Below are 11,502 nucleotides of genomic sequence, written 5' to 3' on the forward strand. Positions count from 1 at the left end.
GCTGTCCCCAACCCCATATATATTCGCTTCACGTGCGCACCTGCGGTGGCAGCAATGCACTTGCCGACAGCGATGCTTCCGGCTCTGGATTGTCAGTGATGGTATCGGACCGCTCGTGTGAGACCAGGAGAATTGGTGCAGGCCAGAAGACGTATAAGAGGTGCCGGCAACAGATGCGGCGGTCAGGGTGAGCAAAAGGGACCACTCTTGTGAGGTAAAGGTCGGTAGGGTAGAGATAGACTCTGACCGCTCTCACTTGCTCTCTGGTGGTTGAACGTCGACACGGAGAGTGGAAGCTATGCCAGGAACAAAGATGGCGAAATTTGATCCGGCGAGATATCTCTCAGTTCTCGCTCTCACTCAGAAGACGATCCGTGTCAAGGCAGGGCATGTCTTCTATTCGCAGGGAGACCCCGCGAGTTCGATCTTCTACCTCGAGTCCGGAAGAGCGAAACTTGTCGTGGTCTCAAAGCGCGGCAAGGAAGCGACTGTTTCACTGATGCTCCCGCACGATTTCATCGGAGAAGAGTCGCTCGCAGGACCAGCTGGAGTTCACGCTGCTACGGCGATGGCGATTACCCCTTGCACGGCGCTCAGGTTTGATCGTGACGAGATGATCCAGCTACTTCACAGCGAGCACGAATTCTCTGACATGTTTCTGAAGTTTGTTCTTACGAGAGCCATTCGCACGCAGGAAGATCTCGTGGACCAACTCTTCAACAACAGCGAGAAGCGTTTGGCCCGGACTCTGTTGCTGATGGCACAGTTTGGCGATCCAGGTGAACCCCAGACCTTGATCCCGCCTGTGACCCAGGAAGCGCTTGCAGATATGATTGGGACGACACGCTCCAGGGTTAGCAAGTTCATGAACCGATTTCGGAAGCTTGGCTATATCACATACAACGGCCGGATTCACGTTCATAAGTCCCTTCTGAACGTGGTTCTGCATGACAAGCTTCCCGAGCAGCGAACTAAGCGGCCTGTCACTCTGGATACAAAGCCCGCCTCCACGAAAAAGGCGAATCGGACTAAGAGCGCCTAAGCCAGAACTCTTCGTGCCGGCCACGCTTGCGTGTACTCAATTAAGCTGGCTTTGCCGAATCCCTCGAGATTGTGCGAGCCCACCAGTATCGGCCTCTGACGTGAGCACAAGGGCGCAGACTTCGAACTCGGCGCGATGAAATCCTCTTTATGCAAGTCGGTCGCCTGGGACCGAAGATCGGTGAGATGTGAACAGTCAAATACCTATGTCCGCAACTGCAGATTTTGTGGAGACGGTCACAATAGATACGTTTGATTCGCTCGTGCTGAAGTCGTCCACTCCAGTCGCAGTGGAGTTTATGTCCTACGGCTGCGAGCACTGCCGTTTACTGGAGCCGGTCCTTCAAAGCGTGGCGGAGAGCCTGGGTTCGCAGGTAGCGATAGCGCGTGTGAATATCGCCGCTGATCAGGAACTGGCGAGCCGCTTTGACATCAGGGGAACACCTACGCTCGTCATGTTTCTCAACGGCGTTGAAGTTGGGCGGGCCGTCGGTCCTGTGCCAACAGTCTCCGGAGTGCGGGAGGCGATTGTTGGCACGTTTGACGGCGATGCAAGATCGTGACGCAAGCCCTGGATGAGCCGATCCTGCTCTTCAATGACGCGTGTGCCGTATGTCGGGTGATCGCCCATTGGGTGATGCAGTCTGCGGAACGCGAAATGGGAGGCGCTACACTCATCGTTCGTCCCATCGGTACCGATCCGGTGGCCTTGCGGGCAATGAATCCTGGATTGGATATATGGGATGCGTATGCGAACATCCATCTTCTGATGCAGGACGGCAGCATGAAGACAAACGGAGAGGCTGTCGCGGAGACGTTGCGCAATCTGCCGAACACACGGTGGCTGGCGCGGGCCTTCCAGTTCAGCTTTCTGGGCAGGAGACCGTTCCAGTCGATGCTGGACGTGGCATACACCATCTTGGCGGATAGTCGACCGCTCTTAGGATGTGAGAGCTGCGGGATTCCGCCGCCGTGGTTGCGACCCTTTCACTGGATGGCGCAACAAATGGCAGGGAAGCCGGCCGCGAAGAATCACTCAGTCATTGCCGCGACTACGGTGTTGCCTGGGAGTTGAATGCGCCGCGTTGATCCGAAGCTGCGTGCGTGGCCATTCAGACTGTTAGTGGAGTATGAAGACGAAGTCCATCGTCTTTGGCCGGTGACTGTCAAACTGACTCAACTTCCGCACCTTGGACTTGTGTCCACGAAACGTGGCCCAGAGGCGGTAGTCTGTCTCATCATCCAGGTGTCTGAAATGAAACGTGCCGTCGGGATTCGTAATGTAGGACGCGATATTCGTTGTCTCTCCGATCTGCAATTGCACCACCGCTCCGTTCAGCGGCTCGTGCTGTCGATCGCGCACGGTTCCTATCAGGTCCCTCGTCCCCATTTGTGGAGAGGCGGCCATAGCGTACGAGGCTGCCAGCAGGAATAGCAGGATCCGAATGTACCATGTGATCCATGCCGCAGCTCGCTTCACTTCGATGACTCGTCGCAAATGGTCCCGCTCGCGGTTATCTCGGTCGGCTTCATCCGGATGCTCCTGACGCGGATCTCAAACACTCATGTATTCAGGGGTGTAGTTCTCAAACAACCCATGTCCTGGGTACAGCATGCGGATCGGCATGTCCTGGTCATGCCTGAGCATTTTGACCCAGTGCCATGCATGTGCGAGTTCGGAGGAAGTGAAATAGAGAGTCTGGGCCTGAAGGGCTGCAGTCGCCACAAGCAGCACGCTCGAGATCTCTTCCCATTCATCCGTTCCGACGATCGCGAGCCTTGCGATGCGATCCGTATATCGTTGAAGGAACCGCATCTCATTCCAGCGGGCCACCCAGTCCGCGCCTTCCATGTCACTCAGGTCGGCTAGGACCCCAAATGGTTTCGTATCGTGGCCAACCTCAAGATCCAGTTGCGCGATGAGGTCCTCGATGTCAGTCGACGTCAGCCGGCCGTGCACAGTGAATCCGAAGGACGGACCTCGAGCCTGTTGCAGATGTTCAATCATGGTGGCCTTCCGGGCGAATTGGTTGGAGCGGCTTCGATCTGCAGAGCCACGCCAATGTTGTGGCCGGCCGAAGTAGATGAACCTTGTCATCTACTGGCCGGCCTGGGTGAAAGCTATGCTGTTACAGTCTCGCCGTGCACCGTGTACGAGGTGTGCTCCGTGCCTTCGATAATGGTCTTGGCATGCTCCACCTGATCAGGGGAGCCATGAACGATAAGGAGGAACTTGTCCGTCTTGAGAGCGGTGTCGTACTGCAGCACGCTGTCTTTCGGGATTCCGATACTCACAAGACCAGCGCCGACAGCACTCACACCGCCAACGACTACAGCTCCCTCCAGGCCCGCGATAATCCATGCGACGAGAGGGCCTGCAACAAGGATCGGTCCGATGCCGGGGATTGCGAACATCGCCGATCCGAAGAGTAATCCCCAGAATCCTCCCCAAAATGCACCGAGCTTACCCCAGTACTTCATCCGGTCACCAGCGTTGTAATAGCCAATAACGTGTTCATCGGTATGGGTGTTCTTTGCGGCGATCGAAAGGCTCTTCATATCGACCCCCGATTGCTGAAGTTCCTTGACCGCAGCTTCCGCCTGCTCGTGTGTGCTGTAAATGGCAACGATTGAATTTACTGCCGACATATGAATCTCCCAAGGTAGTCATTGAGCCAAATTTTGAACGCGGTGATAGTGATTCGCGGCTCTGGCTCCAGTGTCCTCTCCAAGCTGCCAGGATGTAGAGCCGTTGGGCTCACATCGATAGACACTTCGTGAGGCGCACGTATGCAGGCCCTCACGGAGAACAGCTTGCTCAACTTTGGTTAGGCAGACAATTCGAAATGACCGATCAAAGATCCATTCGGCATGTTCAGCCGATGATGCCTCCACGTCACTGTGACACTCGTCTTCACCGACGAATGGAGTTACACAACTGCGATCATGTGCCGCTTCGCGATTGCTTCGATCTCTGGATCGCTCAAAGCGGAGAGATCGACCGTTTCTGTTGCGATCACATGCCGCGCGATGTCATGGTGGTTTGTTCGCAAATACTGTGCCAGATGGTCCACTGCGCTGCTCTTGCCCACGCCATGTCCGATGAGAACAATCTCGTTCGCATTCGACAGGCCCTTTGATATCTCTTCGTAGAAGGACTTCTCTTCCGGCGCGCGTTCACCTTGATAGTGGGCTTCCTTCTTGTGAATCAGGTGATGGTGGAAGTGAAACGGGTCGTACGGGCGGACGGTCTCTTCCAGCTTCGGAACTTCTTCTCCAAGATCCTGGTACACGTGAGCTATGTGATGATCGACCACCACGACCATTCGACACGGTTGGGAAGCTTGCCCCGGAACTGCGATTGGGTTTGCATCTCGGAGGAATTTACGCAGCCGGGCGACTTCTTCAACGCCTAGTTCGTGGGTATGCGGATGCTTGAAAAAACCTCGCTGCGTTCCGACAACGAAGACAAACTCGTCGCCGCCGTGGGGCTGTACTTCGCCGATCTGCCCGATGAGATCTACGGTGTCGGCCCAGCTCAGACTCCGGGGAAGCTTTCCGGTGAGGAGGCTCGTATAAAGCAGGTCGAGATCATGACGGAGATGTGTGCTCATACATTGAGCATGGCATCCGGGCTGGCGTGTGGCTGTATCCGTTTGCACACGGGCAAGCAAACGCGCGGGGAGAGTTACTTTGTGAATTGAGAATGGCTTTCGTCAAAGCGCTGCTCGGTTTGCGCTCCCTGTTCCGCCAGGTCACCAGCGACCTCGTTTAGATGTCTCTGGGCCGGAGTCTCAGAAGCCGTGATCCCGGTTGTGATGCGGTTACCCTGTTCACTCTGCGGAACAAATGACTCGATTCGCGCCCCATCCGTCGGTTCTGAGGCCGGGACCACAGGATGAGCGGACTGTAGCAGGAGCAGCGTGCAATCCACTTGCTTGATCACATGCTCTGCGATTGACCCAAGAATGAGCGGTTGCCAGCCAGACAGGCCATGCGTCGAGATCACAATCATGTCTGCCTCTTGCTCCTTGAGGACACGCATCAATGTCCCCACAACTTCATTGCCCATCTCAATGCTGAAGGACGTCGCCACACCCTGGCGGGCGAGCCGCTCCTGAATTGTGCGGAGCTTCTGTTCACTGACTTCTCTTTGCTCGACGAGCACGGCGGTGGCAGGGAAGAAGTCCGTACCGGTGAAATCCGGAATCTGCGGGACGATGTGGACGAGGTGAATTCCGGCATGAAATTGCTTTGCAAGCCCGGTAGCAGCCTCCAAAGCGGTTTCTGACGTCGCGGTGAAATCGAGCGGCAGTAGTATCTTCGTCGCTGAAAAAGCTGCTTTGCGAGTGCTGGGCACGGGAAGCTCCTGGTTCGTCTATGAATGCGGATTAGGAAGACGCCGAATCGTGGCTATCTAGGCCTGGTTTCCTGCTGATGGTGCCTTGACGGGCGAATTCGTCGCGGCCTGGGTGTTCGGTATTGCGAGTGCTTTGTCCTGGCCAATCCCCATCGTCAGTGCTGTCATGCCGGCAAGCCCGCCGAGTTGCATGGTCTCGATCGCCGAACTCGGTACGATCACGATCGTAGAGTTGCTCTTCAAGCCCTCGTAGAGCATATTCATCGCCCTCAAGTGAAGAGCGACCGGATTGTTCTCATAGGTCTTAGCCGCCTCGCCGAACTTAGCCGCGACCTGAAGCTCCGACTCGCCCAGGATGACGCGCGCCTGTCGCTCTCGCTCGGCCTGCGCCTGCATGGACATCGCGTCTTCGAGGGAAGCAGGAATCAATACATCTTTCACCTCAACCGCCAGCACATTGATCCCCCAGGGCTGTGTGCGAGCGTCAATGATGGTCTGGAGCACAGAGCTGATCTTGTCTCGCCCTTCCAGCATGTCCGAGAGCATCGTTTTGCCAATCACATCGCGGAGAGCCGTCTGCGAGGCCCATCCGATGGCGCTCTGGTAGTCGGCTACGGCAAGTGCTGCCTTTTCCGGATCCACAATCTTCCAGAACAGCACCGCATCAACATCCACGGGGACGGTGTCTTTGGTGAGAGTCTTCTCCGCGGTGAACGAACTGGTGAGCACGCGGGTGTCGATCCAGTAGGGAATCGTATCGACAAGCGGAATGATGAAGAAGATGCCAGGTCCCTGCAAGGCACGGAACCTGCCAAGCCTCAGCACAACGGCTTTGCTCCATTGGTCTGCCACGCGGGTTGCGGATGAGGCTGCCGCAGCCACAAAGAGGCCCAACCCGAAGGCGATGAATGCAGGGTAGTCTTTTCCTGCGCCGCGCAGGCCGAAGGCGAGGCCTGCACTCATGCCCGCTATGACGAGGAAGATCACGGCCGGAAACGAACTGTTCGTTTTCACAGAGTGCCTTTCTTTGTGCGCGTGAATACCGGGGGCCTTATCTGAGATCCGGTCCGCGAGGCTTATGGGTAACTTGGTGAATTAAACCGCGCCGACAGCCATATTCCGTGTTCTGGGCACGCGCGTGGGCTGGACGCAGCCGCGTACTCCAAACCGCGAGTATGACGAGACGCCCAGCCCTGAACCAGTCGGGCTGGATTGGAACCTGGGTGCCTTGGCGGCTCTTCAAACAAGTCACGCTGCACTCGGGATGCCTCTTGGAGATCAGAGCCGCAACTTCACTCTCGCACCGGCTAAGGCCTGAGTCTGAGCACTTGAGCACATGACATCAGCCATTGACGCGGGCATGGAGAATATGGACGTCTCTGCGTCATTCGGTGGCGGCCGCCTCTCGTACTGTGACCTGCTATGCCGAGCGATGAAATCGCACAGTGAGATTCTGTCTAATTGGATTTGCTATGGTCGCCGGACGGAAGGTCGAACCTTAGGGAGTCACCATCGATATCGATAGCGCCATGCGAAAAATGAAGGTCAAGATTCGCACCAGATGTCGGGCCGGGCATCGGAGCGATGGCATACGAGATAGTGGCTCCGCAGTAGCGACACTCCGTTCTGCAGGCGACGGGCGTCGTTTCTGCAAGTACCTTCGGGAAGGCTCTCAGGCAGCGCGGGCAGCCCATGAGCACATAAAACGAATTTGAGGGAAGTCTTCCGGAAGGGATCATCCATTGCGTGGTGGGCAAGTTGGACGCTCTGGCGGCCTTCCCGTCGGATTCGACGCCCTGCTTGAGAGCTTCGAAGAGGAAGCCCAAGCTGGTGGCCTTTTCATAGAAGGCGTCGGCCGCGATCCCGTCCGGCACAGTCTTGCCAGAGAATGCCCCACTCGTCGCGACCACGTAGATCGCTGGATGGATGCGGCGTACCACTGAGAGTAATTCGAAGCCAGACATCCCCGGCATGTTGAGGTCGGAGAGGAGAATATCAGGCGCTGAATCCTCGATCAGGGCCAGCGCGGCAAAGCCATCAGAGGCGGAGCGAACCATGTAACCCCGCTCAGTGAATATCTGCGACAGGGTCGTCCGTATAGACGATTCATCGTCGACGATCATCAATTTGCGCTCTGCCACTAGTGTCATTTCTATCCCTCCTCGCAAGGTCGTAGCCTAAGCAGAGTGTCCCATCACTTCGGCCGGGGGGGCTGTTTCGTTTTGCTCAATGGTTTGGTCCGTGTCACTCGGTTTGATGGACCGTGCGCCGGGGCGATGATGGTGGGCCTGGATGATGGATGCCCGGGCAGCTGATCGTGAAGGACAACATTGAGAAGCGACTTATTGACACGAATTCGTCCGTTGTACTCGATGTATCCCAGCTCGCGAAACCGATTCATGAAATAGCTGACTCGGGAACGAGTTGCACCGATCATCTCGGCGAGCGCTTCCTGGGTGATCGCTGGGATGAGCGTCTCCGGTTCACCCGGCTTGCCGAACTCCGCCATGAGGAGGAGTGTGCGTGCGAGTCGCTTTTCGCTGGAGTTGAAGAGCTGATCTACCAGATCCTCCTGCGTACGGATTCCCCGGATGAGGACAAACTTCAGAAAAACTTCCGAGAAAGCGTTGTTGTCGTGCAACACGCGCACCATCGCCGAGCGCTCGAACTTCAAGGCCGTGCATGCCGTCACTGCGGTTGCGCTGGCGATGCGCAATCCGATCACACCGGCGAGAGCGTCTTCGCCGATGAAATCGCCGTTCTTGAAAAGCATGATGGTCGCTTCTTTGCCCCGCTTGGAGAGAACTGTGAGCTTCGCTCGGCCACTCTGGATATAGAAGACGGAGCTTGCGGCATCTCCTTGTGTGAAGAAGTGGTCCCCGGCCCTGAAGCGAGCCTGTTTCCCTCCCAACTCCGGCTTTGCAAGGAGGGCAGCGATCTCGAACTCCGAGCTCCGTGAGTCACTCATGGGACATCGCTCCGCGTTTGCCGCGTTGTCGAACCGGCGTGTCGTGCAGGCTTGCCTGGCGCCGCTGAATCAGCTTGTGAGAGAGGATTCGCCTCGAGCCGCCAACTAGCCTTGATACAAGTATCAGGGAGGATCTCTCCATTTGACTGTGCTGTTTGGCTCACTTCGGTTATCGAGGCACACTGGCAGCGGGTCCGGGCGTCAAGTCGAGGAACGGTTCGCTTCAGCAATGTCATGCTCTCGAGGCTTCGTAGGGAGGGATAAATAAGAGCGCCCGCGCCTGATAGCGGGCGCGGGCGGACATCGCTACAACCGACGCCCGGAGGCTGCTACAACGCGAGCCTCAAGACGGGGAGGTGGATGCTACCTCGTCGAGCGAAAGTACCGAGCGACTGTACTTACGAAACGTCGCGCTGCGGACGGGGTGCGGACGTTTCCGTGCAGGATCTCCGGATAGCTGACATCTCCCCCACCGTAGAAGAGTCGGGTGTCATCGGTATTCTGGGACACTGTGGCGCCGTTGAGATCAACACCGGCGAAGATCCCTCGCGCGCGAGAGTAGGTAAGAAGCTCGGCCTTCAAAGAAATGTCGGTTGCGGCGGCTGCATTGCGGCCGACGGGGCCGGCTGCGGCCGAAGCGTCCGCGCCGATCTTAAACTTGGAATGGAGTAGATCCTGAAAGCCTTTGTCATTCACCGCTACCAGGACCAGGTCAGTGGCCTGACCGCCGATCTGGAACCCGAAGCTGGCGCCGGCCAGCCGAATGAAGACCGGCCCGCTCCATCCATGGCCCGTCCGGCAGGTAACGACTCCTTGTCCGTAGGAAGCCCCGACGACGAACGCGGCCTTCTTCACGCTTGGAATTACGGCGATACACGTCGCTTTGCTGACGATGGAGTCAGGAATGCCTCCGTCCGGAACGTGCATGATCTCGTCCACAACCCGGGTAGCGGAGGAGATGCGTTCGTTGAGGCTGGAGGGCGTCTGTGCGATGAGTCCTGTCGACGCAGTGAAGGCAACAGCAAGAGTGGCGGTCATAAGTTTCTTCATGAAGTTTTCCTGAACAAGAAGTCGATCGAACTGCAAGCGAACGGGTTTCTTGGTTCGCATGGCTTCAATAAGTCCGTTATTGAGTTGGATGCAGAAAGCGCAAGCCACAGGTGGATTCTTTGGAATAACTTCACGTGGTGATTCCGAGAGAGGAGATGCGGCTCGACGAAGTCTTTGGTCGCCAACGTCTCCGAGAACACCCGGGAGCACACGAAACTGCTCTGGAAGCGAACAGTCGAAGCGCGTTCCGTGTTGTCGCCAGGTCTTAACGTTGCATGAAGGCGCTATCGCATCCCGAGATCCGCGAGCAGCTTCGGATGCGGCTCGTTCGACACCACCAGGTTATGGCAGGTTGAACAGTCGTTCGTGATGGTCTGGCCGGTCTTACTCGTATGACTACCGTCGTGGCAGCGGAAGCATCCCGGAGAATCGTTATGACCAATGTTGTTAGGATGCGTGCCCCAGGTGACTTTCATGGAAGGGAATACGTTGGTGCTGTAGATCTTCACGAGCGCAGCCGCGGAACCCTCAACCTGCGCTCGGTGCGTGTCCCAGACGGATGGATACTGAGAGCGATAAAAGGTGATCAGGCCGGAGGATATGCGAGTCTTCGCGTCCGTCTGGGAATCGTACTTCGCATTCAAGAGGGTGAGCGCCTCCTTGTGCAGGAAGGGCAACGACGCGCTGGGACTACCTTGCGCCATCATCCTGTCCAGCGCACCTTGCGCCGTATCGAAGGAGTGGGCCGCCCGGTTGTGGCAGTCGATGCAGTCCATGACATGCGGCTTAGCGGATGACGGAAGGGCGGCTCCCGCAGCGACAAAGTCCGTCGTGGAACCATCGGAGTTTGTCTTCCTCACCCAGGGAATCGTCTGATTCGCGGAGTCGGTCGCCATGTATTCGATCCTTCCCATGTGGGCACCGTGGATGCCGCTGAGGTGGCCGAGAACATCCTGTCCTCCGACGTGCAACAGTGTGAGGCTTGTCGTCTGGGTGTTGCTCGAATCGTCCGCGTATGCCTTGTGGATGAGTAGCTTGTCACCCAGGTCGATATGCGCGTTATGGCAATGCAGGCATGTGGCGCTCGCAGCGGGTACCTTGCTATCCGCCATGATTGGCTTCGGATAATGGTCGACGACAACCATGAAGAGTTGCTTCGTTCCGTTTACCTTGGCGTGGACGTAGCCTGCTGCTCCCGGCGCGACGTGGCACTCGGTGCACGCTACGCCGGAGTGTGATGAGACATGGTACGCCGCGTTCTCTGGCGCCATCACATGGCAGGTCTGCCCGCAGAAAGATACCGTGTCCATGTAAGCGACGCCACGATAGCAACCGACGCCGACGATGATGAAGTTGACGATTGTGGCGACGGCGACAATCTCGAGTCCATGCCGGAATGCAGGATCCTGAAGACTGACTTCAGGGAAAAAGGACGGCACCTGGTCGGTCGCTAGAAGGTAGCTGCGACGTATCAGGATCCCAACAAGAATCAACACCAGTCCGAGTACGAAGACTCCTGGCAGAAGCAGATCGAAGAGAATGCCCAGGTAGGGATTCGACGAACCACCGTGACCGAAGACGCTGATGACCCAGAAGGCCGCCAGCACCATGGCCGACGCTGTTGTGATCGCGCCGCCGATCAGGCTGAGCCAGTTATTACCGTAGAAGAAGAACGGACGAAGCCAATTCTCGCGGAACGAACCTGCGTTTGGCATCGAACCCTCGCTTACTTCTGTAGCGTCCGCACATAGGCTACGACCGCGGCGATCTCCGGAGCGGTCAATTTGCTCTTGTACGCTGGCATCTTTCCCTTGCCGTTGGTGGTCGCGGCGATGAGGTCTGCGTCTGACGTCTTGACCAGTGCGGCGGATGCGAAGGGAATGGCTCCCATCGACTTGCCCGCCGGTGTGCTCCCCGATCCATCCGCGGCATGGCACATCATGCACTTGGACTTGTAGGTGTCGGCTCCCGCTTGTGCGTAAGCATGCGGAGCGACGCCGGCGATCGCGAACGTCATCAGGAATGCAACTACGAATGGATGTCTCATGATCAAGCTCCTTGGTCACAATGGCTGGCTGCCACG

Annotated in this window: 14 protein-coding genes; 3 read left to right on the forward strand and 11 right to left on the reverse strand. The window is 57.1% G+C overall.

Going from position 1 to position 11,502, the window contains the following annotated elements:
* Positions 1-313 precede the first annotated feature (313 nt).
* From C4S68_RS00075 to C4S68_RS00085, 3 genes are all read left to right on the forward strand, one after another.
* Positions 314-1,042 carry a Crp/Fnr family transcriptional regulator gene (locus tag C4S68_RS00075; RefSeq protein WP_327333160.1) on the forward strand — a complete coding sequence of 243 codons (729 nt, stop codon included), beginning with the start codon at positions 314-316 and terminating at the stop codon, positions 1,040-1,042.
* 205 nt (positions 1,043-1,247) lie between these two features.
* A complete protein-coding gene (locus C4S68_RS00080; RefSeq protein ID WP_103931015.1) occupies positions 1,248-1,604 on the forward strand; it encodes a thioredoxin family protein in 357 nt (118 codons plus the stop codon).
* On the forward strand, positions 1,601-2,116 hold the full coding sequence (locus C4S68_RS00085) for a DCC1-like thiol-disulfide oxidoreductase family protein (RefSeq protein ID WP_160114922.1): 516 nt from the start codon (positions 1,601-1,603) through the stop codon (positions 2,114-2,116). Before C4S68_RS00080 ends, C4S68_RS00085 begins: the two co-directional genes overlap by 4 nt.
* 45 nt (positions 2,117-2,161) lie before the next feature.
* Here the strand turns inward: C4S68_RS00085 and C4S68_RS23885 are convergent, their stop codons facing one another.
* The 11 genes from C4S68_RS23885 to C4S68_RS00145 form a co-directional block, all read right to left on the reverse strand.
* Positions 2,162-2,449 carry a carboxypeptidase-like regulatory domain-containing protein gene (locus C4S68_RS23885; RefSeq protein WP_407641094.1) on the reverse strand — a complete coding sequence of 96 codons (288 nt, stop codon included), beginning with the start codon at positions 2,447-2,449 and terminating at the stop codon, positions 2,162-2,164.
* 147 nt (positions 2,450-2,596) lie between these two features.
* A complete protein-coding gene (locus C4S68_RS00095; protein WP_103931018.1) occupies positions 2,597-3,049 on the reverse strand; it encodes a SpoIIAA family protein in 453 nt (150 codons plus the stop codon).
* Positions 3,050-3,162: 113 nt separating this feature from the next.
* A complete protein-coding gene (locus C4S68_RS00100) occupies positions 3,163-3,690 on the reverse strand; it encodes a general stress protein (RefSeq protein ID WP_103931019.1) in 528 nt (175 codons plus the stop codon).
* 281 nt (positions 3,691-3,971) lie between these two features.
* Entirely contained in the window at positions 3,972-4,715 is a 744-nt protein-coding gene (locus C4S68_RS22840; RefSeq protein WP_146071956.1) for a hypothetical protein, read from the reverse strand.
* Positions 4,716-4,729: 14 nt separating this feature from the next.
* On the reverse strand, positions 4,730-5,401 hold the full coding sequence (locus C4S68_RS00115; protein WP_103931022.1) for a universal stress protein: 672 nt from the start codon (positions 5,399-5,401) through the stop codon (positions 4,730-4,732).
* Positions 5,402-5,458: 57 nt separating this feature from the next.
* Positions 5,459-6,415 (reverse strand): slipin family protein, encoded by a 957-nt coding sequence (locus C4S68_RS00120; RefSeq protein WP_200821444.1) that lies wholly within the window; start codon positions 6,413-6,415, stop codon positions 5,459-5,461.
* Between the two features lie 443 nt (positions 6,416-6,858).
* On the reverse strand, positions 6,859-7,551 hold the full coding sequence (locus C4S68_RS00125; RefSeq protein WP_103931023.1) for a response regulator: 693 nt from the start codon (positions 7,549-7,551) through the stop codon (positions 6,859-6,861).
* A gap of 44 nt (positions 7,552-7,595) precedes the next feature.
* Positions 7,596-8,369 (reverse strand): Crp/Fnr family transcriptional regulator, encoded by a 774-nt coding sequence (locus tag C4S68_RS00130; RefSeq protein WP_103931024.1) that lies wholly within the window; start codon positions 8,367-8,369, stop codon positions 7,596-7,598.
* A gap of 363 nt (positions 8,370-8,732) precedes the next feature.
* Positions 8,733-9,419: a lipid-binding SYLF domain-containing protein gene (locus C4S68_RS00135; RefSeq protein WP_103932073.1), complete on the reverse strand. Its 687-nt coding sequence runs from the start codon at positions 9,417-9,419 to the stop codon at positions 8,733-8,735.
* A gap of 284 nt (positions 9,420-9,703) precedes the next feature.
* Positions 9,704-11,134, reverse strand: a complete 1,431-nt coding sequence (locus C4S68_RS00140; RefSeq protein ID WP_103931025.1) for a NapC/NirT family cytochrome c — start codon at positions 11,132-11,134, stop codon at positions 9,704-9,706.
* A gap of 11 nt (positions 11,135-11,145) precedes the next feature.
* A complete protein-coding gene (locus C4S68_RS00145) occupies positions 11,146-11,466 on the reverse strand; it encodes a c-type cytochrome (RefSeq protein ID WP_103931026.1) in 321 nt (106 codons plus the stop codon).
* Between the last annotated feature and the right edge of the window lie 36 nt (positions 11,467-11,502).

It is taken from the genome of Bryocella elongata (assembly GCF_900108185.1).
GTDB classification, from domain to species: domain Bacteria; phylum Acidobacteriota; class Terriglobia; order Terriglobales; family Acidobacteriaceae; genus Granulicella; species Granulicella elongata.

Coding starts and splice junctions, on each gene's coding strand:
- C4S68_RS00075 (WP_327333160.1), top strand. CDS start 314: ATGGCGAAATTTGATCCGGCGAGATATCTCTCAGTTCTCGCTCTCACT.
- C4S68_RS00080 (WP_103931015.1), top strand. CDS start 1,248: ATGTCCGCAACTGCAGATTTTGTGGAGACGGTCACAATAGATACGTTT.
- C4S68_RS23885 (WP_407641094.1), bottom strand. CDS start 2,449: ATGGCCGCCTCTCCACAAATGGGGACGAGGGACCTGATAGGAACCGTG.
- C4S68_RS00095 (WP_103931018.1), bottom strand. CDS start 3,049: ATGATTGAACATCTGCAACAGGCTCGAGGTCCGTCCTTCGGATTCACT.
- C4S68_RS00100 (WP_103931019.1), bottom strand. CDS start 3,690: ATGTCGGCAGTAAATTCAATCGTTGCCATTTACAGCACACACGAGCAG.
- C4S68_RS00125 (WP_103931023.1), bottom strand. CDS start 7,551: ATGACACTAGTGGCAGAGCGCAAATTGATGATCGTCGACGATGAATCG.
- C4S68_RS00130 (WP_103931024.1), bottom strand. CDS start 8,369: ATGAGTGACTCACGGAGCTCGGAGTTCGAGATCGCTGCCCTCCTTGCA.
- C4S68_RS00135 (WP_103932073.1), bottom strand. CDS start 9,419: ATGAAGAAACTTATGACCGCCACTCTTGCTGTTGCCTTCACTGCGTCG.
- C4S68_RS00140 (WP_103931025.1), bottom strand. CDS start 11,134: ATGCCAAACGCAGGTTCGTTCCGCGAGAATTGGCTTCGTCCGTTCTTC.
- C4S68_RS00145 (WP_103931026.1), bottom strand. CDS start 11,466: ATGAGACATCCATTCGTAGTTGCATTCCTGATGACGTTCGCGATCGCC.